Origin of the sequence: Sanyastnella coralliicola (genome assembly GCF_030845195.1) — a bacterium.
GTDB classification, from domain to species: domain Bacteria; phylum Bacteroidota; class Bacteroidia; order Flavobacteriales_D; family Sanyastnellaceae; genus Sanyastnella; species Sanyastnella coralliicola.
Window position 1 is genome coordinate 1,939,408 of sequence record NZ_CP132543.1, and the last position, 25,569, is coordinate 1,964,976.

Here is a 25,569-nt window from a genome sequence, read left to right on the forward strand (position 1 = left end):
CCAAACCACAATATCATGCACATGAAATTTCTCCTTTCTTTGCTGCTCTCTGCTGCGGTGATTGCCGTTACCGCACAAAATTCTCAATCACACTATGTACTATTTGACTCAGACAGCCATGAAATTTCTGCTTCGGCTGAGGCAGGATTGCTTGATGCGTTAAGTCAATTGGCTTACATCCGAAGTCTCCGAATTGAGGCTCATACTGATGCCGATGGAAGCGACGCATACAATGAAGCGCTTGCTCAGCGCCGTTTGAATTCTGTGGAATCATTGCTCGCTGATAAGGGCTATACCGTAACGCAAAAAGGCGCACACGGTGAAGACTCTCCTATTGCTGATAATGAAACCGAAGATGGCAAACAACAAAACCGACGTGTCTTGGTTCGTTTTGAAGGCGATCGAGAGTTGTTGACAATGGAAGACATCTATGAAGAGATGATGCCTAACATGCAATCCCATTGTATCGACAATACCAAAGACACCGTGCTCGTCGCTAAATCGGGAACAGTAATGTTCATCCCAGCCTACAGCTTCAAAGTTGACAATCACGATGATTGTATCGAACTACGACTGCGAGAAGCGCTTGATCTCACAGACATGATGACCATGAACATGCACACTGGTTCGGACGGAACTATGTTAGAATCAGGTGGAACTGTCTACCTAGAAGCGTATCTGAACGGAGAACGTATTTCTGGGGAACTCGAAAAAGACATGACTATCTACTTCCCAACCAATCGCACAGAAGACGACATGCTTGCCTTCTCATCGGAAGAAGGTGGTGATGAGATGAACTGGGTTCCAACCGGTGAGAGCTTTGAATTGATTCCATTGAAGTACATCAACGATTCCTTCAATGTTGAGTTTAAGAAGACTAACCGCATGCATTGCCGTCTGTTCTTCTGTAAAATTCGACGTGCACTTCGACTCAGAGGGAAAGAATCAAACTCGACATACATCGAAACACGTTCATATGGAGATGGATATGTCTTGGACAGTGCTTTCTATGATTACGACCAGAAGAAGATTGATGCTGCATATGCACTAGGAGAAAGAATGGCTAAACTAAACCGAGATGTGAGTGCCATGTATGCAGGTAACGTCCGCAACATGCAATTCATCAACTGTGACCGCTTTCCCGAAACGCCGGTTAGTCCGGTAGAGGTCATCTGTGCAGCAGATGCTCCAGCCAATGTACGCGCGCTCGTTCCTAGTGTAAATGGAATGATGCAGGGTAACAACATGTTCGGAAATCCTACCTTCTTGTTGCCTTCCGATCGAAGAATAGTCTATGTCTCGATTATCATTCAAGACAATGAAAGCTATCTGGCCATTCAAGAAGCAAGTGAGGAACGAGAAATCAATCTCAACTACGAAAAGCTTACCCCCACTCAAATTAAGTACAAGCTCAAAGGCTTAAAACTATAAAACTTGCCCTCCATCATCCAGCTCGCTGGATAACCGACGAATAATTCGTCATCTCTCTCTCAACGACGTTAAAGAACGTCACTCTCTCGATGATACCTCCGGGTATCAAGATCAGGCCGACTGTATAGTCGGCCTTTTCATTTTAAATTCTCATTCCAATTCTCATTCTAATTCTCATTCTCATTCTCATTCTCATTCTTACTTTTACCTCGTGTCATGGATCCGAAATCTATACCAGCGCTTTTACGCTTGGGGCCCTTCATTTCTAGGTCTCCTCTCTATAGGAATTGCGATGCTTTTCAAGCCTGTTCCAACCGTCGCTGAAAGCCTTTATCGCAACACCATTTTTGCAGGATTTCGTTGGGTTCGAGACGCACTCTTCAACTGGATCCCTGTTCCATTGATGTTGATTATTCTGATCCTCCTTTTCATTTGGATAGCGATGGGATGGTATCGAAGACGGTTGTTCGGTTTTCGTCCGTGGTACCGCGGTATTCTGAACGCCTTCGGAATACTCATTACCTGGTTCTACGTGAGCTGGGGGTGGAATTACAGCGCTCCAGGGGTAGTAGACAAACTCAGCCTGAATCTCGATGGTTTTGATCGTGATGCTCGTCAAGAATTGATTCTCGCTAGCGCGGAACAGTGCCTTTATCTTGGTTCCTCATTGGATTCAGCACTCGTACTAAAAGAAAACGTCACCCTTCAAGAAGTCAACACTATTCACGCCGCTGTGCGGAATACACTACGTGACATGGGTGTGCGCACGCCTGGAAACGTCAAAATGAACCTCATCAGTGAAAGCGGTTGGATGCGAAAATGGGGAGTTGCAGGTATCTACATGCCTTTCTCCGGAGAAGCACACGCCGATGCCTCCTACCTAGCTCTTCAAGAATGGTTCATCGTGGCCCACGAATTTGCCCATGGCTATGGCATCACCGATGAAGGTGAATGCAACTTCATCGCCTTCGAGACATTACGAAACTCTGGCAACCAGGAACTAGAATATGCCGCTTGGTTCAATCTTTATGATGAACTAGTACCTACCTACGACAGCACTTTCATTGAGCTCTACCCCGCTCTTCACCAACACCAACTCGCGCTAAGACAGAATGCGCGATCGCACCGACAATATGCACCCAAGGTGGCTCAAGTTTCAAATGATATTTATTTGAAGTCGCAAGGAGTAAAAAAAGGGGTAAGAAGTTATCGGGGGTGGATGGCAATGGTATACTCCCGGTTGGAGGGCGAAAGGGCAAAAAGGCTAAATGGCGAAAGGCGTAACAACTGACCATGCTAACCGCCGAAGGCGGACTAATCATGCTAATAACATGCTTAAATCAATTCTTGGAATACTAATGCTCTTGAGCATTGTGATAGCTTGGTCATTTGCTGATCAGAAAACGGGCTGGGAACGGCCGGAGATTCCTGAGGTAAAAGGAAATCCGTTGACCGATGAGAGCATTCAGTTAGGGGGAGCGTTGTTCGGTGAATTGCTGTTTTCTCAAGATACTTCGATCAGTTGCCAGTCTTGCCATATCAATGTGGATGCCTTTGCAGATCATCTTCCTGTGGGCGAAGGAATCAAAGGTCGGACGGTGACGCGAAATACACCTACCTTGTTCAACGTAGGCTTTCATCCTTCCTTTATGATTGATGGGAAATTCGCTTCCCTTGAGGATCAAGTGATGGGCCCCATAATGGACCACCGTGAATTCGACATGGATCCCGAAGAGTTGATGGCGCGGTTGAAAACGGTTCCATTCTACGACGAGCTCAGTAAGAAAGCTTACGGCCAGCCGTTAACGCTGGAAATCGTACAAAAAGCGATTGCCAACTTTGAGCGTGTGTTGATCTCTGACGATTCAAGGTTTGATCGATTCATGAAAGGTGAAGCCGAATTGAGTGCCGAAGAAATGCGCGGCTATGCACTGTTTTCAAGCGATGAGCTGCAGTGTTCTGGATGTCACGGTGGCTACTTCTTCTCCTCTTTTGAATTTGAAAACAACGGACTCTACGAACAATATGCAGACTCAGGAAGGGCGCTCATCACAGACCTAGAAAGTGATATCGCAAAATTCAAGGTGCCAACCCTGAGAAACATCGCCCTCACTTATCCATACATGCACAACGGGTCAATGGAGACGCTCGATGAAGTGATCGATCATTACGCTTTTGGAGGAGCTGATCATATCCACAAGTCAGAACGCATCAATGGATTCGACATTTCAGAAGATGACAAAGATGCGCTGATCGCCTTCCTGAACGCCTTGACTGAAGTCAGATTGGAAGAAATGAACTAATCGCTACCTTCCCGCTGCAATCTGTGTTATGAAGTACTTCCTATTTCTACTTATGACGCTTTCGATCCTTTCATGTGGCGAAAGTGAACCTGAACCATTTCCTGTCTTTCATCTGCCCGAGGAGCCTCCGTTCTATTCAAAAGAAGATGTCCGTTCTGAGATGAAACGTTCTTGGAACGCATATAAAGAACACGCTTGGGGATATGACGTTTTGAAGCCACTCTCAGGACAAGGCTACAACTGGTACGATGAATCGTTGGGGATTTCTCCTTTTGACGCGTACAGCACCCTTGCATTGATGGGAATGGATGAAGAGGCCAAAGAAGTGGAAGCATACGCGCTTGCTAAGGATTGGGACCAAGACATCTACGTCCAGATCTTCGAAGTAAACATCCGGATCCTTGGTGGATTGCTCGCGATGTATGATCACAGTCAGAATCCTGCGGTTCTAGACAAAGCGATTGACTTTGGCAACCGCATGCTGCCGGCGTTCGACTCTCCCACTGGAATTCCTTATCACAGCGTGAACCTTCGAACGGGAGCTGTAGCAGGAAATCACGGAGAAGGTGAAGGAAACGTTGTAAACACAGCTCAAGCAGCCACCTACTTGTTAGAATTCGGAATCTTGAGCTACTACTCCGAAGATCCAAAGTACTATCAGGCGGCGAAAAAAGCCAGTCTGGCTATCTTTAACCGTCGTTCAGACATCGGCTTACCAGGAGATTACATCAATGTTGAAACTGGTGAATGGACCAACACATGGTCTTACCTACAAGCTGGGATGGATTCGTACTATGAGTACCTTTTTAAGAGCAATCAGCTCTTCCCCGACCCCGACATCGCTGCTGCTTGGGATACCAGTCTCTCGAAGATCAACAAGTACTACGCTGACACCTTTCAAGGACGTCAATACTATGCTTGTGTAGATATGCATACTGGTGAAAAAGTGAAGCGATCCATGTCTTTATACGATGCCTTCTTCCCTGCTATTCAAGCGTCTGCAGGTGATCTCGCTAACGCGGAATCGAATATGGAAACTTGGTACTGGCTATGGGATAAATATGGGTTGTTGCCTACGCGATACCTCTACGAAGCGGATTCCATCGAATACGCCAACTCCGAACTCAACCCGGAAATTGTGGAGTCGGCCTTTTTCCTTTACCAGATTACAGAGAATGAAAACTACTTGAAAATGCTCGACGAGTTTTGGACGGATATCAATGATTGTTGTAAAAATGACCTTGCTTACCACGCCGTCGAAAACGTGGTTACAAAAGAGCCCAAAGATTACCTGGCCACATACTTTTACGCAGAAACGCTCAAGTACTTCTTCCTTGGTGCACATGACCAAAAAGAATTCCGAATCGAGAACCATATCTTTAATACGGAGGCCCATCCTTTCCAGCGGGAACACTTTGAATTGAATGAAGTCAACCGAAGGTTGGGAATTTAAGTCAGGCCTAAGGCGTATGGCTTAAGGCTTAAGCCAATAACCACTGTCTTAAACAACCGCTACGAACCACGAACCACGAACCACGAACTACCAACCAAAAACCCTCTCTCATGCCTTACAACGAATTCCTTGCAGACCGTATACGTATAGTTCTTAAAGACCGGAGTGCTTCATTTCGAGAGATGAAAATGATGGGAGGCTTGTGTTTTATGGTGGATGAAAAAATGTGCCTAGGTGTTGTGAAGGATGAAATGATGGCGCGTGTTGGTCCTGATGCTTGGGAAGAAGCATTAAAAAGAGATGGTGTACGCGAAATGAACTTCACCGGACGTTCTATGAAAGGTTATGTGTTTGTTCAACCGGAAGGTTATGACTTTGATGCTGATCTAGAGCATTTTGTGGATTTGTGCTTGGCGTTTAATCCGTTGGCGAGAGCGTCTAAGAAGAGGCGTAAGGCATAAGGCGTTAGGCGTTAGGCGTTGGGCGTTGGGCATTGACCCGTCCTAAAAAAAGTTGACAGTGTTTGTACTAATTTACTGTTATAGGTTTACAAGTGTTCTTGTTTCCTGTTTTAGGTTGTCTTTTTCAAAGTGAACTTGGTTGGGCGTAGCTAGCCTTAAGCTTTCATGTGGTCGAAGCGAGTTGTACAGTGCAACAGCTTTGCGGACTCCTTCTCGTGCGTCATCTAAGCCTCTTAAGTTGTAGCTATCTAAGAACTCTCCTTTGATGATACCATTGATTCGTTCAGCTTTAGGATTGTCCAACGGTTGGGAGTTCTGAGTCATTGAGATTCGGATTCCGTGTTGTTCCAGCAATGCTGTGTATTCACTCGAACAGTATTGGACTCCGCGATCTGAATGATGGATAAGACCTTCCGTGCTGGTTGTCGTTGATAGCGCCATTCGCAAGGCGGCTATACATCCTGAACGATCCAAGGAGCGCGATAGATGATAACCCACGATTCGTCTTGAGTAAGCATCCGTAATCAAGGATAAGTACAAGAACTTACTACCTACTCGAACATAGGTAATATCACTCACCCACAGTTGGTTAGACCCACTAAGCCGGATTCCTTCTGTGAGATTATCGAAGCGATTAAACCAACGGTAGGAGAACGTCGTCTTGGCCTTGTTACGACGAACCTTTACCAACATCCCATTAGAGCGAAGAATATCAAACAGACGGTCTCGACCGATTTTCAACTCATTTTCATCCATTTCTGACTTGATCATATGGTACAGCTTGCGTGTACCAACTCGTGGTAGCTTGGAACGGACTTCAGACACCAGAGATAGAACCACTTCCTCTTGCAAAAGCGTTCGCTCCCTTGTCTTCTGTGATTTATAATACGATTGTCTGGTTACACCAAGTAGCCTGCATAACACCACCAGGGAGGTGCTTGCATTCTCCTGTTTTACTTGTTCGACTGCTTGGTATCGGACTTTTTTCTGATGTTGATCTTCAGCTGATCTTCAGCTATATCGATCATCGCATCAAGTAACTGAGTCTTGAGTTTTTCCTCTTTTAGCTGCGCTTCTAAGGCACGAATACGAGCTGCTAGAGCTTCTGGATCTTCTTTCTTAGATGGATGTGACATGGCTTGATGGGTCTCGAGATAACCAAATTTACGCATCCAATCTAGGATTGTACTATGACCCTTGATATGAAAGTGTCTACGTGCTTCTGTCATGCTCATTTCACCACTGCTCACTAGGTCGCAGATCTCATGTTTTAGCGCTAAACTGAAGCGCTGGCGGATTGAATAGGTTTGTGACATTGTGTTTGGTTTTAATGTCAACCTATTTCAGGATGGGACTCATTGGGCTTTAGGCTATAGCCTTGATTTTAGAACACGACTACTTTAGTCGGTATAAGTGCACTGATTCACCTTCTTCTTCTATTTCCTTTTCAAATTGGAAATTAAGTTTATTTAGAACCTTAATTGAGCCTTGATTGTCTGGAAGTACTGTTGCTATGATGGACTTCAGCCCTAATTTTTCGAAACCAAGTTCAATAGCGGCTTTTGCTGATTCAGTTGCGTAGCCTTTTCCCCAGTGTTGGCTCATGAGGCGGTAGCCGAGGTCTACCTCATTCAGTTCTGGGATGTACTTCAAACCAGTGAAACCGATGAATTCTTGGGTGGCTTTTAACTCAACAACCAATCTTCCGAAGCCGTGCTTAGTGTAATCGCCTAGGACGTCTTCTGTGATTCGTCGCTCAATTTCTTGTTTAGATACCACTCCCCCATCTCCAGTGTATTTGCTCACCTCTGCATCGAGGTTCATTTGATAGGAAGCTTCGATGTCATCTAAGGTGAAGGGACGAATAAGTAATCGCTCAGTTGATATGGTCAATTGTGACAAGTCCATTTCTGGCAACAAGGTAATGCAACTTATGCCTACAAATAGCAGCCTGATTATTGATTTTGAGCTACTTATTCTTTGAAGTGTTAACAAGTCGAATTCATGTTGATTTTTGGCCATTAAATCGTCCGGTTTTGACCTTGAATTCAGCTACTTTAGGAAGGTAATTAGTACGCACCTGTAATAGCCCTTTTGACCTTGTTAAAATCGAGTTCTCCTTCTTTGTATTCATTATTTAGACTTGGAATACTAAGCGTGTTCTATTTGCTGTTTGGATTATCATCTAACCCGTCGTCCGCACAGAACTTAGATTCCCTGTACACCGTTTGGCAAGACAATTCTGTATCAGACTCACTGAGAGTTGGGGCCTACGGGGAGTACATCTGGAACGGATTTCTCTTCACGAGACCGGATAGCGCTTTTGCATTGGCTGAAGAAATGATCCGCTTTTCAGAAGAACGAAACTACCCTTTAGGAAGCTCTAAAGCACTGCGAGTACAAGGCATTTCACACGCGATTCGCGGCAATCATGATGAGGCTCTTAGATGTTATGAAGGGTCTAAAGCCATCTCAGATTCTGTCGGTGACGTCAAAGGAAGTGCCGGCATCATTATGAACATCGGCATTCTTCGAGGAAGCCAAGGGGATTACCGCGGAGCATTGTCTTCATACGAAGAGGCCTTGGCTATTTATGAAGAAATCGAAGATCTCGTTGGGATTTCTAAAACCACAAACAACATTGGTGGTATCTACCATGATCAAGGTGATTACATCAAGGCGCTGCAATATTACCAGCGTTCTCTTGTGACTTATGACGAACTGGGAGATAAGTTTCAAAAAGCAGGAACACTGAACAACATTGGATTGATCTATGCTCAACAAGGAGATACTGAACAGGCATTGAACTACACAGAACAAGCACTGGATATCCGCGAGACTATTGTAGACAAGCGAGGGTTGGCTGTATCATATAACAACTTGGGCTTGATCTATGAGATGGAAGAGGAATATCCTAAAGCTCTTGAATACTATGAGCTTTCAGGTCAACTCCGCAGAGAGACCAATGACCAAGGAGGTTTGGCAGGAGTCTATAATAACATCGGGCTCATCTATTCGCATCAAGAAGAATATGACAAAGCGCTCGACTTTTACCAACAGTCGCTCGTCATACGTGAAGAGATCAATGAGAGAAAGGCCATCGCCTTCACTTTGAGATGTATTGGTTCGGCCTACCTGGGAAAAGAAATGTATCCCGAAGCCATTAAGAACTGCTCTGAAGCACTCTCAATTGCTCAGGAAATCGGTGTGTTACTTGAGCAAAAGGATGCGTGTCAATGCTTATACGATGCTAATAAAGCCGTCGGAAACGATAACGAAGCGCTCTTCTACTTTGAACTAAAGCAAACAGCTGAAGACAGTTTACAAGAAATTGAAACGATGAAAGAACTTCAGCGCATGGAGTTCAAGAAAATCATGACCCAAGACAGCATTACAAAAGCTGAAGAAGCTTTGCGTGTAGAGGCTGAATACCAAGAAGAAGTGAGCTCTGAAAAACGCTCCAAAATGTGGTCCATCGCAGGAGCAGTCTTTTTCCTGGTGCTCGCCGGAGGTTTCTTTGCTCGTTGGCGATACGTGCGAAAGTCCAAGGCTAAACTGCAAATAGAAAAGGAACGTTCAGAAGATATTCTACACAACATCCTCCCAGAGAACATTGCTGAAGAACTCAAGGAAAAAGGAGAGGCAGACGCCAAAGACTATGACATGGTCACTGTGTTGTTTACCGATTTCAAGGGATTCACTTCTGCATCGGAAAAGCTAAGTCCACAAGACCTGGTTACCGAAATCAATACCTGCTTCAAGGCTTTCGATCGAATCGCCGAGAAATATCGGATAGAAAAGATCAAAACCATTGGTGATGCCTACATGGCCGCGGGAGGATTACCTGAACCTACGGAGACTTCTGTGAAAGATACCGTACTCGCAGCCATAGAAATGCAGGAGTATATTGCCCAGCGCAAAGTAGAACTTGACGAACAAGGCTTACCCTCTTTCGAAATGAGAGTGGGCGTCCACACAGGTCCAGTTGTTGCAGGTATTGTAGGTGTCAAGAAGTACCAGTATGACGTTTGGGGAGACACCGTGAATACCGCAAGCCGCATGGAAAGCAGCGGTGAGGTCGGACGAGTAAATATCAGTGGCGCTACCTATGCCCTTCTTCAATCAGATGCCTCTTTCACTTTTGAATCGCGTGGAAAAATCGAGGCGAAAGGCAAAGGGGAAGTGGAAATGTATTTTGTTCAATTGAAGAGCTAGGTATTTGAGGAGTAAAAGGTTCAGAATCGAATCATTCTGGTGATTTCTCTTATCTTTTCACTCCTTGACCAAAAACCTGCTCATACTCGTAGTTGCAGCCATGCTTGTGGCTTGTAATGATGCTCCCCTCTTGGATGCAAACGCACCGCAAATGGAGTATCTGCCTTCAGCGCACACGGGAGTCACCTTCACAAACAAGGTTATTGAATCACATGACCGTTGCCTTAATCAATACGACTATTTCTACAACGGCGGTGGTGTAGGCATTGGTGATTTCAACAACGACGGAAAACCGGACATCTTCTTCACCGGAAATGATGTTCCCAACCGGCTTTATATCAACCAAGGGAACCTTCAATTCCAAGACCAAACGGAATTAGCTGGGTTAATCACAAATAAGTGGTCAACCGGTGTCACAGTGTTGGACATTAACTCTGACGGCTGGGATGATATCTACGTTTGTAATTCGGGTCCTGACTGGATGAAAGAAGTTCCGATTAACCAACTCTTTGTCAATCAGGGTGACGGCACCTTTACAGAAGAAGCTCGCAAGTATGGTATCGATGATCCAGGACTATCTACTCATGCCCTGCACTTTGATTATGACGGCGATGGATTGAATGACCTCCTTGTCTTGAATCACGGAGTCAGAAACATCAAAAACGAACCGTTGGAGTGGCTGGAAGAGATGAACAGTCTTCCTCGAGAAATGCAGAGATTGTTTTCGAATCAACTCTATCGGTTTAATGGACAATACTTCGAAAACGTGACAACACGATCTGGAATTGAAGGCATTGGATTCGCTTTGGGAGCCGCTGTTGCTGACTTTGACCACGATGGCCACCTTGACGTTTTCGTAGCTAACGACTATTTCATTCCAGACAAATTGTACTTGAATGATGGATCAGGAGGATTCACAGATGCCATCGAGAAAAAAATGAGTCATACCTCCTTCTTCTCCATGGGATGTTCAGCTGCTGACTTTAACAACGATGGTTGGGAAGACCTCATGGTGCTGGATATGACTCCAAATGATCATTATCGAAACAAGACCAATATGGCCTCAATGGACGTTGATCAATTCAAGCTGTACACTGACCACTTGGACTACCTCCCTCAATACATGGTCAATTCTCTATTCATGAACAATGGCTACGGGGCAATGAGCGAAGTATCCCAAATTTCTGGCGTTTCGCTGACCGACTGGAGCTGGGCTCCACTTTGGGGTGACTACGACAATGATGGGTTGATTGATCTCTACATCACCAATGGAATCTACCGAGATGTAAAAAACAACGATTGGCGTCGAACCCTTCGTCAAAAAGAAAAAGACTCCACTTGGACCATCCTAGATGGTTTCAACTATCTCATGACGGCAGAACAGACTCCTCTGATTAACCCTCTGTTCCGAAACCAACAAGCCTTAGATTTTCAATCGGCAGAACAAGATTGGGGGTTAGAAGCTCCTTCTTTTTCCAATGGAGCCGCTAGTGCAGATCTTGACGGAGACGGAGATCTAGACATCATCGTCAATAATCTTGATGAGGAAGCATTTCTGATTCGAAACAATACCGTAGAAAAAGGAGAAGGGAGCTTCGTAAATCTTCCTCTCTCCGTTGAGTCCGGAGGTCCCGGAACACGAGTTGAAGTGATCACTGACGCAGGTCGCTTTACTTCGATGTATTCTCCAGGAGGTTATCAATCTTACTCACAAAAGGTCATTCATGTAGGCCTTGGTTCATCAAGTGAAATACATGAAATATTAATCCATCCGCCTTCTTCGGCAACATTGATTCTTGAAAGCCCTGAAATCAATGCTACCCTAGCCATGGAAGACGCGTATGAAGACACCTCGTCTATTTCCTTTCCACACCCCGTTTTCGTTAACTCTACTCAGTACTTAGGACCGCAGGTATACCACGAAGAAGACGCATATGATGACTTCGAGATAGATGTGCTGCTTCCCCACCGACAATCTCAATTAGGACCAGGGTTAGCCGTCGGAGATGTTAATGGTGACGGATTGGATGATTTCTTTTTCGGAGGTGCGAAAGGACAAACCTCTCGCCTTTTCAAACAATTGGGACGCGGCGGGTTCCTTGAAACACAAGTGCCCTTGGAATTATCTGCTGCAGATAGAGAAGTACTTGGAGCTCGCTTTATCGACGTAGATGAGGATGGAGATCTTGATCTCTATGTTGCTTGTTCTGGATTGACCGATGAAGGGACAGATCAACTGTTTCTCAACGACGGCTTGGGAGATTTCACATACTTTGAACTAGAAGACATCGTGGGTTCAACAGAAACCATCCTTTCAATTGAGGGGAAGATATTTGTTGGAGGCCGTGCGTCCCCTGGCAAGTACCCCAACTCGTCTCCTTCCTACCTAGTGACAACTACAACGGATTCGTCAGCTATGGCAGCCGAAAGTGTTGCCAAATCGCTTGGAATAGTTACGGATGCTTGCATTCAATTAGATCATAGCAAATCAGCTCAAATACTAGTCGTTGGAGAATGGATGGAACCTGTTTTCCTTGAAGGTGATTCTATGCAGCCTCTTCCTGTCTGCCCAGACATCGCACTTCATGGATGGTGGCAACACTGCGCTTCTGCCGATTTCGACAATGACGGAGACGATGATATCCTCCTTGGAAATGTTGGGCTCAACAACAAGTTTCATCCATCGGCAGACCATCCTTTACATTGTTTCGCTGGAGATTTAGACGGTAACGGCACGCATGACATCGTCCTTTCAAAAGATAAAGGCGGAGTGCTGATTCCAGTTCGCGGTAAAGAGTGCACAACAGCGCAGTTACCGTTTGTCGCCGACTCCTTTCCTACTTATCACTCCTTCGCTTCTTCTGAATTGGACGACATCTATGGGGCAGAACAGTTGAATAATGCTGACCATTTCGTGGCGCATACCTTCGCTTCTATGGTGCTTAGAAATGATAACGGTCATTTCGTGCCTATCACTCTCCCTCGAATGGCACAGGTGAGCGCTATTCGCTCCAGTGTCATCCGCGACTTTAACGGAGACGGAAACCTGGATCTGCTAGTAGCAGGCAACAACAGTCAAACTGAAGTAGAAACAGTTCCTTATGACGCAGGAAAAGGCTTGATTCTCTGGGGCAATGGAGATTGTACTTTCGATGCAGATTACCTCATCGAAAACACGGGTGTTTTCATCCCAGGAGATGTTGTTGACATGCAAGAGATTTACATCGGCAGAGATTCGATCCTAGGTGTACTGGTAGCTAAGAATAACAGTCGCCTCAATCTTCTTCTTCGCCCAAGTCAAGAGTAACCCTCTTACATTCTCATTCTTTTCCCCATCTTCGTTACATGGATATTAGCACACTAGCGACAGCGACCAAATCAGGTGTAGACATTCTTGATTCAGCTATCGATAAGTTCGATAAGTACAAGCAAATCAAGCAAGACACAACCACTTACCTGCGTCTCTTATACCTAGAGGTGATCAATAACCTGGAGGTATTCTCGACCATTGATCTAGACCAATTCACTTCGGCGCAAGCCAATGCACCTGAGGTACAAACACTGATGAAACTCGTGCAAACAGAAATTGCCGAGGGGGTATTCTACAAAGGCGGCGAAAACGCCAACCAACAGCTTTACGAGCGTCTTAAGAAAAGAGGCCAAATCAAAAACCGAGACAAGCAATTGGTGACTAACAACAAACAAGGCGATGAAGTTAAGGTCAACAAGAGCTACACCTACGAGAACATTCTCCAGGCCATCTCCTTCGTGGTCACCAAGATTGAAGTCATGCGCAAGTACGCAGAACTCTCTGATGACGAACTCAAGGTCATGAAAACCATCAGACTCCGCTCAAGACTCATCAACATTCACCAAAGACTCCGAATGATCAAGAATAGTTTGGATCAGATGGATGAGGTGAAGGAAATGGCACGTTAGTTCTTAGGCCTAAGGCTTAGGGCGTAAGGCTTAAGTTGAATCTAACTAAAAACAAAGGACAAAATTCTAACGCCTAAAGCCTTTCCGCAGGCCTAACGCCTAACAACAAGCCTCGTATGCTTCCCTTCAGCCACCACAACGTACACACCATTCGCTAGACTCGAGATGTCTACCATCGTGTTGGGGTCTGCTTGTTCGTTGTGTACAAGCTGTCCGGTTGTAGTGTAAATTGACACTTGAGCGCGTTGTGTGAGGTTCGCCAAGACGATTACGTTCGACGCTGGATTTGGGAAGAGATCTAGCGACAACACATTGCTTTCTTCAATCCCAACGAAATCATTGTTTGAACCGAAAGTTGGCGCATGGATCTCAAACTCTCCCACTCCATTAGGAATACGCGCCCATCCCATGTCTTGCTCTTGTTCTTCGAATTGAGTCATATCTGCGATCAACCCTTCCGGTGTGATGAGCCATAGCGTCTCTCCATCTCCAGACAGCTTGAAATTCGCGTGGAGTGGTCCGTCATCTTGGTCTTCATCTGCCCATACGATTAAGTAATCATCTGGCGCGAGTGTCGTTCCTTCTGGGATTGGCCACTTATCTAGATTCCATCCATTATCTGTCAGGTAGTAACCTGAGAGATCGATCGTAGCGCTTCCATTATTGTACAATTCAATCCAGTCTTCGTCCTGACCATTCTCGTCGTAAGCTGTAGATCCGTTGCGGGCCATCAGCTCGTTGATGACCACATTACTCGCTTCAGCCCATGCAGCTTCTACGGTGTAGTAGTAAACGTCATGTGCAGCTCCTGCTGGTGAATATGAACGAGAAGCTTCTTCATTTGCTCCGATGGCTTCGATATAGAAACGAGCAAACTCACCTGGTTCAAGGTCTCCAGTCAATACCGCTGTGTAGAGATCGCCATTGGCCGTCATCTCCATCGAGTTCATGTGACCCGTGATTTCGTTTGACCAGTGGAGAAGAACACTTTGAACACCGTTCACCCCTGTTACTTCCGCTTCAATCGTAACGTCTTGACCAGCCAATGGATTCTGCCATTCTCCTTGGTCATTGGACATCGTGACCGAGACGATTTGAGGGGCCACTTGGGAAACCTCACTATTGGATGCGAGGTAGTTGTATCGATCCTCTGCCCACTCTTGCATCGCTTCAACTTCGTTATTGAATTGATTGTAGGTGTAGAGTTTCTTTGGATCTGCCTGCACCTCTGCATCGATAAAATCAGCCCAGTACTGCAGATCTTCATTAAATGTCTGTGGGTACATGACTTCCTCTAATAGAGTTCGCATGTGCGCGAGGTATCGCTGACGAAGTGAAGGAACCTGCATCATACGGTATAGCAATGGATAGTTCTCATCATCTGCATGATAGAATGGACTCCAATTAACATTGTTGACTTCCATTACCGTATTCCCGTCATATTCCAATGGAATCATACGCTGAGTCAACGTATCGAAATACAGGAAGTAATCCATTTTCCCTTTGTACACGTAACCGTCGTCGTCGCTGAAGAGAATCTCAGAAGCCAAGAACCACAAGGTGCGGTCGACATCCATCACCTCATTCAATGCCTCCTCCAATTCATCTAGCGGAGTATTTTCCAAGACATCACAGGTATTGATCAAATCAGCCCATGGATCATCGACATTGGTTGTTTTCAGCGTGTAGTGCTCTTGATACTCTGATTCATCAGCGCCAAGCCAGTTTAGCGCAGCGGTTCCGTCACCCCATTGAGGGCCACCACCACCGCCGCCGCCGCCGCCACCGCCGCCACCGCCACCGCCGCCAGGGCCACCGCCACTGTCTTCGCTGTCAGCGCGCCAACGCGTTCCATTTTCATCAATGAACCACTCCTCGAGGAACTCCTTGTTCAATTGCTCCACATTTGGGTAGAGTCCCCAGTCTTCTCCATTCAGGTAGAGATGAGTAAATGAAACAAGGGCAGCAGGTATATGTCTGCGAATTTTAGTCTCGTAGATAAATTCGCGCAAAAAGGAAGGATCATATGCTCCGTTCTGAAGGTTGAAGGCCTCATAACCGTCATGATCTTGACCTTGAATCCATTCGTCTAAAGTGATATTGAACGACTTCTTGTCATCATCAATGGTGAAGTAAGAAGTTTGTCCTTTGAATCGCACCCCACATTGCTCGTAGGTCTCTCCATCAATAGTCACGGTCGCCTCGATTGGAATGGCATCTTCGTAGTTGTCTTCCAATTGGTCCCACCAATCAGCTTGTTCGAAGTTGATTTCAATGACACGAATAACATTGGGGTCGTAAAAGTCTTCTCCTTCCACATCTCCAATCGTGATCATGTGAACGTCTTCATCTACTGTCCATTGAAAGGGAAGGTTTTGCGCGTTTGATGTGAGTCCTGCTACTAACACTAGCAAGGTGGTCATCAGAAATTTCATATAGGTCGTGTTCGGTGTTAGTTCTTTGACTAAGTAAAGGACATAAGGTTTAATCAGTGTCAGATTTTTTCTGAAGAAATTTCTCAAAGACCCTTATCCTCTATTGGCCTGACTGATATTCTCCTCTCGATTCTAGTCTACAGAATTGCATGGATTCAAGCGTAGAATGTACCTTTGCAGTATGATTTCAAACGGGAAAGTAGCCTTTCACACCCTAGGGTGTAAACTGAACTTCGCGGAGACTTCGGCCATTGCTCGAAGCTTCAATGAAGCTGGCTACGCGCGTGTTGAGGTGCAAGAAGCTCCCGACGTTGTAGTGATCAATACTTGCTCTGTTACTGATAATGCAGATAAGAAGTGCCGAAACATCGTTCGCAGAGCCCTCTCCACTAACCCGGAGGCGTTCATCGCAGTCATTGGGTGCTACGCTCAATTGAAGCCTGAAGAGATCGCCAATATTGAAGGAGTCGATCTCGTTCTTGGGGCCAATGAAAAGTTTAATCTCTTAGAACACGTAGGTCATCTTGACAAGGTTGATGGAACAGGGGTTGTCAAGGCCACTGCCATCAAAGAAACCAAAGACTTCATTCCTTCTTATTCGAGTGGTGATCGTACAAGAACCTTCTTGAAGGTGCAAGATGGTTGTAACTATTTCTGTGCTTTCTGTACTATCCCGCTAGCGCGGGGAAGATCGAGATCGGCGAACATCGAAACGACGGTCATACAAGCTAAAGAAGCTATCGCAGCAGGAGCAAAAGAGATTGTGTTAACTGGAGTCAATATCGGTGATTTTGGAACGGCTCATAACGAAGACCTACTCGGACTCATCAAAAAGCTAGATCAACTCGAAGGTGTTGAACGTTATCGAATCTCATCCATCGAGCCTAATCTCTTAACCAATGAGATCATAGACTTCGTTGCACAGAGCAATCACTTCGTACCTCACTTTCATATTCCGCTTCAAAGTGGAAACGATGAAATTCTGCGCGCCATGCGCCGGAGATACTTGACTGATCTATACAAGGATCGCATCCACCGTATCAAAGAAAAAATGCCGGATGCATGCATCGGAGTAGATGTCATCACCGGGTTCCCTGGTGAAACGGATGAGCACTTTAACATCACTTATGAATTCATCCAACAGTTGCCAGTAAGCTACCTTCATGCTTTCACTTATTCAGAACGGGCCAATACCACAGCGTTGCGTATCGATGAGGTTATCCCAATGAATATCAGGCAAGAACGCACTAAAATGTTGCGCATTCTAAGTGCAAAGAAGAAGCGCGCATTTTATCAAAACCATCTCGGAGATGAGCGTCCTGTGCTCTTCGAGGCAAGTGAACATGATGGTTTGATGTTTGGGTTCACGGATAACTATGTAAAAGTTGAACTACCTTTCGCCAAGGAACTGATCAACAAGGTCAGAGATGTGAAACTTGGAGAGATGACGCCAGATGGAAATGTTTCTGCTAGCCTTCTTACCACCACAGCAACTTAATGTACCCAAACCTCTATTTCGCCTTTTACGAGCTTTTCGGGATCGACCTCCCCTTCCTTAAGCTGGTGAACTCTTTCGGATTCTTCGTAGCGTTGGCATTTATCGCCGCGAGTATGACGCTATCGCGGGAATTGAAACGCAAAGAAGAACAAGGTTTACTCAAAGGGGAAAAGCGCAAAGTAATTGTCGGCAAAAAGGCCACTCCCGGTGAGATCGCCTCTAGCACAATTATTGGGTTCATTTTCGGTTTCAAGTTCGTTTGGCTTGGAGTCAATGCGAGCGAGATTTTCAGAGGAGACACGCTACCCCAAGAACACATCTTCTCTTTTGACGGAAGCTTGTTGTGGGGAATCATTATGGCTGCAGCCTTCGGAGGTTGGCGTTGGTACGAGTCAAAGAGAAACGCGCTCGACAAACCTGAGGAACGTGAAGAAACATTCCACGTATGGCAGAATACCGGAAACATCACACTCGTTGCTGCTATTGGTGGAATTGTAGGTGCTAAACTCTTCCACCTTTTTGAGAATCCTGATGAATTCATGCAGTTCTTCAAGAACCCGAGTCTGGAGAGCTTTTTAGGTGGACTCACCATTTATGGCGGACTCATCATGGGTACCGTGGCCTGTTACATTTATGCACGCAAGAAAGGAATCAAATTCATCCATTTGGCAGACGCTGCCGCTCCAGGCCTGATGCTGGCTTATGGTATTGGTCGTGTAGGTTGTCAGGTGTCAGGAGACGGTGACTGGGGGATCCCAAATACAGCCGACAAACCAGGTTGGTTAAGTTGGCTTCCTGATTGGGCATGGTCATACAGCTACCCGAATAATGTCAATGGTATTCTTGGTCCTCGTTCGGCAGGATACACAGGAAAGACAATTCCAATCGACGACCCCGCGTGTGCCGCTGAATTAGCGAATCCTTTGAGCTCTACTCAGATGTGTGAAGGGATGATCAATGGTGAATCCGTGAGTGTATTCAAGGGCTATGGTACCTACCTCGACCCAGGGGTATTTCCAACTCCACTCTACGAGGTAGTCATGGCGCTCATCATCTTCGCTATTCTTTGGTCGCTCAGAAAGCGAATCAAGATTCCTGGAATGATCTTCGCGATCTACCTCATCTTCAATGGCTTTGAGCGTTTTTGGATCGAGAAGATTCGTGTGAATAGTACCTACCAGATTTTCGGAACAGAAATCACCCAAGCAGAAATCATTTCCACCATCATTTTCCTTGGTGGAATCTTTATGGCGCTCTACCTCAAACGAAAGCACAATGGCTCTTCCACTCCGTCAACTGCTTGACGCACTCGTTGACCTTAGCAAAGAAACAGGACAATGGATGCTTCAGCAGCAAGTCAATCCTGAACAAATTGAAACCAAGACGCTCAACAACTTCGTTTCATTCGTAGATAAAGGAGCAGAAGAGAGATTCGTCACCGGACTTCAGAAGCTTCTTCCTGAAGCAGGATTCATCGCAGAAGAAGGTACGGGCACTCCTAGTGAAAGTGGCCTGAATTGGATTATTGATCCTCTTGACGGAACCACAAACTTCCTTCACCAATTTCCAGTATGGTGCACAAGCGTCGCACTGATTGACAAAGATGAACTTCAGCTCGGTGTAATCTACGATCCGAACCGAAATGAATGCTACACAGCGATTAAAGGTGAAGGCGCATTTCTCAATGGCGAGCCAATCGTTGTCACAAAGAAAACAGCGCTTAAAGATTGCCTATTGGCGACAGGATTCCCATATGACGACTTTGGAAGACAGGCTGAATACCTTGGCTTACTCGGTGTTCTTACCCAAGGAACCCGAGGTATCCGAAGACTAGGAAGTGCCGCGCTTGACTTAGCTTACGTGGCATGCGGTCGATGTGACTTGTTCTACGAGTATTCCTTGAATCCTTGGGATGTTGCGGCAGGTGCACTCATTGTTAAAGAAGCCGGAGGAACAGTTACTGGTTTCAAAGAAGGCGATGACCCCATCTTCGGAGACGATATTCTTGCCTCCAACACCTCCACCCATGAAGAGATGCTTGGTGTCATTGAGAGGCACTTTAGCTGAATTGCAATTATTCCCTGAGAAAAGCCGAATAGGCGTTCCGCGTTCAGCGAAGGAAATTGTAAATTCACGAATGACACTAAATTCAGCTAAAACATTCATAATGCCTTCGGGGTTTTATCGGTGAAGTTGTATAGTTGACACCAACCTACGAACCGTGAGATTCGTCTTTTGCATCGTACTTGCCAGCATTTTTTTGCCAGCTCAGGCACAAGAAATCCTTGATCCGTGTTTCTACTCGGTTCCAACGGGTGCTGAATTCGCTAATTCTGAGAACATTGCGAATGAAGTAGACGCCGCTGGCGGTGCCGATATGGTCAAATATGAAGACGGTGCGTGGTCTGGTGGTGGCAGTGGTTCAAACCTCAATTTAGAGCCCCCAGTTAATTGCGATGCTGTGAAGGCAGTCTTTCTAAGACCTTCAGGTGGAGCAGGCGAAGGAGTTGGATTCAGACTCAATCAACCGTTGACCGCTGGTACAGCCTATGGTTTCGAATTCGCCTTTGCAAGCCATGGAACCGGATCAAATGGTGCCTTCGAATTACGCGTCTTTACAGCCGATGGCCCAGATCTATGGGTAGACGGATTCCAAGAAGGAACGCAAGTTGCTACAATAGGTCCATTCGGAAATGATTGGGAAGACTTCGAATACAATGGAGTAGCCAACGTTGCACAGAACGGACATCAATGGGTATTTCTTTACACGGAGGAGAGTAGCGGATTGATCCTTAACGGATGCCAGAATGATATTGAAGAACTGACCTTAGACTTACCGCAGACGACTGAGTTGTGTGAAGGAGAATCAGTCGTTATTGGCGATCCATCTTTAGCTGCTGGAAACCCAACGTGGAATACAGGAGCTACCACCGCCACTATTACGGTGAACGAATCAGGATTCTATGTAGTAAGTGCAGAAAACGCATGCAACAGCGTTCAAGATGGAACCAACGTCATTGTCTACGGCGACCCTGTAATGGTGCCTGAACAAGACACCACCATCTGTCTTGGAGATGAACTTGAATTCAGAACAGAAGGCCTCAGCACACAAAACTTGTGGAGCGACGGAAGCACCGATAGTTTATTCTTCGCCACAGAGCCTGGAATGTATGGTGTTACGGTTACCGATGATTGTGGAACAGCTTCTTACATGATCGAGGTCACGCTCGATTCACTTCCAGTCTTTGATCTTGGTCCGGATACCGCATTGTGCTTTGATCAGCAACTCAACCTCAGTGCTTTGATTGACGATCCCGACGCTACCTATTTATGGAATACGGAGGCTGAAAGCTCGAACATCGATGTCATCCCAAATGAATCAGCCATCTACACCGCAGATGTCACCAACCAGTGCGGCACATCAAGCGATGCCATTTTCGTAGAGTACTCCCTCTTACCGACGGATATACTTGCTGGTGGATACGAGCTGTGCTTTGGAATTCCTTTCGTGCTCGATGTGAGTGCTGTGGAAGGAACTTACGAATGGCGTGATGGGTCTACTGCACCTACATTCCAAGTTCCTTCACCAGGAACATACTGGGTGACGATTACGGATGACGATGACTGCTGGGAAACCACAGTTTACACAGAAGTGACGGTAATTCCGTGTACTTGTCCGATGTTTCTCCCCAACTCCTTTACTCCAAATGGTGATGGAAGAAATGATGTCTGGGCACCTGTATTCGAATGCGAACCCTATGATTACGAGCTACGCATCTTCGATCGCTGGGGCGGTGAAGTATTCAGCATTCTTGATCCTTCTATTGGATGGAACGGAAAGGTCGGAGGTGAATTCTTAAGAGACGGAGTTTACGTCTACGAATTGACTTATCGCGAAGAATTCGCAGGCATCCCTATTACCAAGTTTGGGCATGTAGTGGTGCTGCAGGAGGATAGGGAATGACATGGCCTAGGGCGTAAGGCTTAAGGCTTAAGGCTTAAGGCTTATGTCTCGCTAATCATGCTAACAGCCAAAGGCTGACTAAACATGCTAACAGCCAAAGGCTAACTAATCACGCTCCGCCTTCGGCGGATTATTCCAACTCCTTCTTCTTTTCTTTAATCAGCTTCGCCACCTTGAGTGTTTTCCCTTCGAGTGATTCATCTACTGTGAGGAGCAGTCTTTTCTTTCCTTTATGGCGAAAGAAAATTTCCTGACCAACCTTCAAGTTCACTCCGCTATTCGACATTGGAGACAAATTCGGATTCATTACGCCTGGAATGATCAATGGAATCGACTTCGCACTTTCATTGCGGAGTGTGAAGGTGACAACCGTCTCCGTTTCCAACGCTAGTTGAGGTTCAGGAGAAAGAATGAAAAGTGGAAAGATGAGTGTGAGCAAAAGTGTTTTCATTCTTCTATAAGTGGAATGATTCCTCTTATGTTCAGACTATTTGACGAGAGTCGAGGGTCGAGGGTCGAGAGAATTAGGGGCTAAAAGGCGAAATGGTGAAATGGTGAAATGGCGAAATGGCGAAATGGCGAAATGGCGAAATGTTGCTAATCATCTTTACGAACCACGAACCACGAACCACGAACCACGAACCACGAACCACGAACCACGAACTATTTCCCCCCCCATTAAACCCTTCCCTATATTCGTAGTCATAGTACAAACGACGCTTGTGGACCTGATATCAAAAGAAGAAGTTGAGATTAAAAAACTTCTCAAGGCACCTGATCAACAAAAGAAGGCCTTTGAGATGATGGTTCGCGTATATAAGGAGATGGTCTATTTCCACGTGCGGCGTATGGTTCTTGATCATGACGACGCCGATGATGTTACCCAGAATGTTTTTATCAAGGCGTGGAAAGGATTGAAGAATTTCCGTGGTGATAGCAAGGTCAGTACATGGCTTTACCGCATTGCTACGAATGAAAGCATCACCTTTCTACAGAAAGCGAAAAAGCTGGCTGGAGTTCCTTTTGATGAGTTGGAGTATAAACTGTCTGATTCTTTGCAGGCAGATGTGTACTACGATGGAGATGAGATTCAGCGCAAGCTCGAAGTCGCCTTGGCTCAGTTACCGGAGAAGCAAAAGGCGGTATTCATCATGAGGTACTACGATGAGATGCCTTATAAAGAGATCAGTGAAGTCACTGGAACTTCTGTTGGGGCGTTGAAAGCAAGTTACCATCACGCGGTTACGAAGCTTGAGAAAATTTTAACGGAAGAGAATTAAACCCTCGAGGTGAACCATAGTCTGAGAGACATGAAAGAGTATAACGAAGAATTGAATCAACTGGAAAAAGAGGCACCGCTCCTCTTTTCGCTCCGTGCTAAACGGGCTTTCCAGACTCCTGATTCATACTTCGACTTATTGGAAGAAACCTTGAATGCACAGGCTTTGCCTGAAGCAGGGTCCTTCCTTGCGCCTGAGAATTACTTCAGTGCGTTGGAAGCAGGGGTGCTGAATCAGACCTCTGGAACACCCTCTACTGAAAATATGGAAGTTCCTGATGGGTACTTTGACAAACTTGAGTCTTCCATCCTTGCTGCCATTGAAGAGGAAGAGGATTCCGAAGCCAATCCAAATAAAGATGAAACAGCCACAAAGGTGTTCTCGATTCGTAGGTATGCGATTTCAGCAGCGGCAGTGGCAGCGGTTTTGGCAGGCTTATTCTTTGGAACTGACCTCTTCTCACCAAAGGAAGAATGCATCACGTTTGCATGCTTGCTTGAACAAACAGATTTAACAGAAGAAGAATTGATCTTCCTCTACGATGAGGATATCGCAGAAGAACTTTTAGAAGGAGAAAATGTCTCTATTCTTGACGGATTAGACGACAGTGAGGAAGCGATCGAGTACCTATTAGACTCGGAGATCGATATTGATGAATACTTTTACGACGATGAAATTTGAGATGAAACACTTTATACTAACGGCATGTATGGTCTTCACTCTCGGTATCTCGGCATGGGCTCAGCCTGGGCCGGGCGGAGAGAAAATCGAGCAGCTTCGCATCGCATTCATTACCGAAGAGCTTGATTTGACCTCAGAAGAAGCTCAGCAGTTCTGGCCTATTTTCAACGAGTTTAACGACAAGAAGAAGGAAGGACACGAGCAGGTTCGAAAAACCAATCGAGAGATTTCAAAGAAGGAAAATCCAACAGAAGCTGATCTTCGTCGTCTCGTAAATGTACGTGCAGACCAAATGCGCACTGAGGCAGACCTTGAGGTTCAATTCATGGAAGATGTATTGGCTATTCTAGGACCCGAACGAACATTCCAACTCATCGAAGCTGAACGCAAGTTCAAGCGTGAGGTGATGCAACGTATACAAGATAAGCGGAGAGGCGGTGGTCCGGGAGGACGACCAAATCGTTAACCGTTTTTCGGTTTTGACTGACCTCCACCTTTACGTGGGGGTCTCTTTTTTTGGTGGCGTCTGTTCCCACCTGGTTTTCCTCTTCCTTTTCCTTTCCCCTTTCGGTTTTTGCCTCCGCCTCTTGAAGGTTTAGGATCATAGGCAGGGACATCCCCAACATCTGTTTCAGCCTTTAGCTTAGGAACAGTGCTTCCAATCAATTGCTCGATACGGAAGAATTTCACCTGCTCATCAGGAGAAATAAGCGTGAGTGCTTTTCCTGTGCGCGAAGCTCGGGCTGTACGTCCAATGCGGTGCACGTAGTCCTCCGCATCTTGAGGCACATCGTAGTTGATGACCAACTCAATATCATCGATATCGATTCCGCGGGAAACCACATTTGTGGCAACCAACACCGTCAGTTTGCGGTTACGGAAATCAAGCAACACCTGCTCGCGCTGCTTCTGTTCGAGATCTGACGAGATCTCGGCACAGTTGATTCCTTTGCGCTTGAGGTTGCGATTAATCTCACTCACCGCTCGCTTGGTTGAGGCAAATACGATAACGCTTTTCCAATCTTCACCTTTCAGAATCTCTTGCATCACCGGAATCTTCTGCTTGTTGAACAAGCTATAAGCGCCTTGCTCCACCCCTTCGGCTGGCTTAGAAAGCGCAATATTCACTGTGACCGGATTCTTTAAGATTTGGCTCGTTAGGAATAGGATCTTGTCAGGCATCGTTGCCGAGAACATCAGCGTTTGACGGTTTTGAGACGTCTTGTTGATGATGCGCATGATATCGTTGTAGAAGCCCATATCAAGCATACGATCAGCCTCATCAAGAATCAAGATAGGAAGCTCTCCTACTGGCACGTAGCCAAGGTTCAGGTGAGAAAGCATTCTTCCTGGCGTAGCAATAATGATATCCGCTCCCATCTGAAGTGCCTTCTTCTCTTGCGAAAACTCCATGGCATCTCCACCCCCATAGATCGCCATAGAAGACAACCCAGTAAAGTAACTCAAACCTTCTACTGCTTGGTCAATTTGAACAGCTAGTTCTCGGGTAGGAACGATAATCAACGCGCCCACCCCTTTTCTATCCTTCATCTCGAGCAGGCGGTGCATTGTAGGGATCAAAAATGCCGCAGTTTTTCCTGTACCGGTTTGAGCGATACCAATGACATCTCTTCCTTCAACAACGGGGGGGATAGATTGCGCTTGGATCGGTGTCGCTTTTTCGAAGCCCATGGCCTCTACTCCGTCCAACACGTCATCATTCAACGGTAATTCATCAAAATAAACTTCTTCCTGCACCATAGGTCTAACTAGCTGAAGGTGTTTGCGAATGCAACTTCTCGTCTTCCTTTAGCGTCCCGAAGGTAAGTGCTTTACCATTGCCTCCAACTTTGAGGCAGAAATGAAATTAACATCCAAGATTGTGAAGCAATTGGGAGAACTTTCCATG

The 25,569-nt window shown here is 45.9% G+C and carries 21 protein-coding genes; 15 read left to right on the plus strand and 6 right to left on the minus strand.

Annotated elements, in window-relative coordinates; genetic code table 11:
• Window positions 1-21: 21 nt before the first annotated feature.
• From RA156_RS08120 to RA156_RS08140, 5 genes are all read left to right on the plus strand, one after another.
• Complete coding sequence (locus RA156_RS08120; protein ID WP_306644078.1) at window positions 22-1,431, plus strand: OmpA family protein; 1,410 nt, start codon at window positions 22-24, stop codon at window positions 1,429-1,431.
• 211 nt (window positions 1,432-1,642) lie between these two features.
• The gene (locus RA156_RS08125; RefSeq protein WP_306644079.1) at window positions 1,643-2,722 is read left to right on the plus strand and encodes a DUF3810 family protein; all 1,080 of its coding nucleotides are present in this window, start codon (window positions 1,643-1,645) and stop codon (window positions 2,720-2,722) included.
• Between the two features lie 40 nt (window positions 2,723-2,762).
• Window positions 2,763-3,734, plus strand: coding sequence for a cytochrome-c peroxidase (locus RA156_RS08130; protein ID WP_306644080.1), 972 nt, complete (start codon window positions 2,763-2,765; stop codon window positions 3,732-3,734).
• Between the two features lie 28 nt (window positions 3,735-3,762).
• The gene (locus RA156_RS08135; RefSeq protein WP_306644081.1) at window positions 3,763-5,187 is read left to right on the plus strand and encodes a glycoside hydrolase family 47 protein; all 1,425 of its coding nucleotides are present in this window, start codon (window positions 3,763-3,765) and stop codon (window positions 5,185-5,187) included.
• 110 nt (window positions 5,188-5,297) lie between these two features.
• Window positions 5,298-5,648 carry a TfoX/Sxy family protein gene (locus RA156_RS08140; protein ID WP_306644082.1) on the plus strand — a complete coding sequence of 117 codons (351 nt, stop codon included), beginning with the start codon at window positions 5,298-5,300 and terminating at the stop codon, window positions 5,646-5,648.
• Between the two features lie 78 nt (window positions 5,649-5,726).
• Here the strand turns inward: RA156_RS08140 and RA156_RS08145 are convergent, their stop codons facing one another.
• From RA156_RS08145 to RA156_RS08155, 3 genes are all read right to left on the minus strand, one after another.
• Window positions 5,727-6,575 carry an IS3 family transposase gene (locus tag RA156_RS08145; protein WP_306642539.1) on the minus strand — a complete coding sequence of 283 codons (849 nt, stop codon included), beginning with the start codon at window positions 6,573-6,575 and terminating at the stop codon, window positions 5,727-5,729.
• A gap of 26 nt (window positions 6,576-6,601) precedes the next feature.
• Window positions 6,602-6,964, minus strand: coding sequence for a transposase (locus RA156_RS08150; protein ID WP_306642538.1), 363 nt, complete (start codon window positions 6,962-6,964; stop codon window positions 6,602-6,604).
• Between the two features lie 79 nt (window positions 6,965-7,043).
• Complete coding sequence (locus RA156_RS08155) at window positions 7,044-7,556, minus strand: GNAT family N-acetyltransferase (RefSeq protein ID WP_306644083.1); 513 nt, start codon at window positions 7,554-7,556, stop codon at window positions 7,044-7,046.
• A gap of 249 nt (window positions 7,557-7,805) precedes the next feature.
• On the opposite strand from RA156_RS08155, the gene RA156_RS08160 reads away from it, so the two are divergent.
• The 3 genes from RA156_RS08160 to RA156_RS08170 all read left to right on the plus strand — a co-directional run bounded on the left by RA156_RS08160 (window position 7,806) and on the right by RA156_RS08170 (window position 13,802).
• A complete protein-coding gene (locus tag RA156_RS08160) occupies window positions 7,806-9,863 on the plus strand; it encodes an adenylate/guanylate cyclase domain-containing protein (protein WP_306644084.1) in 2,058 nt (685 codons plus the stop codon).
• A 64-nt stretch (window positions 9,864-9,927) separates the two neighbouring features.
• Complete coding sequence (locus RA156_RS08165; RefSeq protein ID WP_306644085.1) at window positions 9,928-13,170, plus strand: VCBS repeat-containing protein; 3,243 nt, start codon at window positions 9,928-9,930, stop codon at window positions 13,168-13,170.
• Window positions 13,171-13,208: 38 nt separating this feature from the next.
• A complete protein-coding gene (locus tag RA156_RS08170; RefSeq protein ID WP_306644086.1) occupies window positions 13,209-13,802 on the plus strand; it encodes a hypothetical protein in 594 nt (197 codons plus the stop codon).
• 92 nt (window positions 13,803-13,894) lie between these two features.
• Here RA156_RS08170 and RA156_RS08175 read toward each other — a convergent pair whose 3' ends face one another.
• Window positions 13,895-16,237, minus strand: coding sequence for a CotH kinase family protein (locus RA156_RS08175; RefSeq protein WP_306644087.1), 2,343 nt, complete (start codon window positions 16,235-16,237; stop codon window positions 13,895-13,897).
• A gap of 181 nt (window positions 16,238-16,418) precedes the next feature.
• Here RA156_RS08175 and mtaB point away from each other — a divergent pair, with 181 nt between their 5' ends.
• The 4 genes from mtaB (at window position 16,419) to RA156_RS08195 (ending at window position 21,699) form a co-directional block, all read left to right on the plus strand.
• Complete coding sequence (gene mtaB, locus RA156_RS08180) at window positions 16,419-17,735, plus strand: tRNA (N(6)-L-threonylcarbamoyladenosine(37)-C(2))-methylthiotransferase MtaB (RefSeq protein ID WP_306644088.1); 1,317 nt, start codon at window positions 16,419-16,421, stop codon at window positions 17,733-17,735.
• The gene (locus RA156_RS08185) at window positions 17,735-19,039 is read left to right on the plus strand and encodes a prolipoprotein diacylglyceryl transferase (protein WP_306644089.1); all 1,305 of its coding nucleotides are present in this window, start codon (window positions 17,735-17,737) and stop codon (window positions 19,037-19,039) included. Before mtaB ends, RA156_RS08185 begins: the two co-directional genes overlap by 1 nt.
• The gene (locus tag RA156_RS08190) at window positions 19,011-19,802 is read left to right on the plus strand and encodes an inositol monophosphatase family protein (protein WP_306644090.1); all 792 of its coding nucleotides are present in this window, start codon (window positions 19,011-19,013) and stop codon (window positions 19,800-19,802) included. Before RA156_RS08185 ends, RA156_RS08190 begins: the two co-directional genes overlap by 29 nt.
• Window positions 19,803-19,956: 154 nt before the next feature.
• The gene (locus RA156_RS08195; protein WP_306644091.1) at window positions 19,957-21,699 is read left to right on the plus strand and encodes a T9SS type B sorting domain-containing protein; all 1,743 of its coding nucleotides are present in this window, start codon (window positions 19,957-19,959) and stop codon (window positions 21,697-21,699) included.
• Window positions 21,700-21,829: 130 nt separating this feature from the next.
• Here the strand turns inward: RA156_RS08195 and RA156_RS08200 are convergent, their stop codons facing one another.
• The gene (locus tag RA156_RS08200; RefSeq protein ID WP_306644092.1) at window positions 21,830-22,150 is read right to left on the minus strand and encodes a hypothetical protein; all 321 of its coding nucleotides are present in this window, start codon (window positions 22,148-22,150) and stop codon (window positions 21,830-21,832) included.
• 280 nt (window positions 22,151-22,430) lie between these two features.
• Here RA156_RS08200 and RA156_RS08205 point away from each other — a divergent pair, with 280 nt between their 5' ends.
• From RA156_RS08205 to RA156_RS08215, 3 genes are read left to right on the plus strand one after another with little or no spacing between them, the layout of a single operon-like run.
• Window positions 22,431-22,979, plus strand: coding sequence for an RNA polymerase sigma factor (locus tag RA156_RS08205; RefSeq protein ID WP_491572829.1), 549 nt, complete (start codon window positions 22,431-22,433; stop codon window positions 22,977-22,979).
• A gap of 30 nt (window positions 22,980-23,009) precedes the next feature.
• Complete coding sequence (locus RA156_RS08210) at window positions 23,010-23,660, plus strand: hypothetical protein (RefSeq protein ID WP_306644094.1); 651 nt, start codon at window positions 23,010-23,012, stop codon at window positions 23,658-23,660.
• Window positions 23,650-24,126: a Spy/CpxP family protein refolding chaperone gene (locus RA156_RS08215; protein WP_306644095.1), complete on the plus strand. Its 477-nt coding sequence runs from the start codon at window positions 23,650-23,652 to the stop codon at window positions 24,124-24,126. Before RA156_RS08210 ends, RA156_RS08215 begins: the two co-directional genes overlap by 11 nt.
• Here RA156_RS08215 and RA156_RS08220 read toward each other — a convergent pair.
• Entirely contained in the window at window positions 24,123-25,421 is a 1,299-nt protein-coding gene (locus RA156_RS08220; RefSeq protein ID WP_306644096.1) for a DEAD/DEAH box helicase, read from the minus strand. The genes RA156_RS08215 and RA156_RS08220 overlap by 4 nt on opposite strands.
• Window positions 25,422-25,569 lie beyond the last annotated feature (148 nt).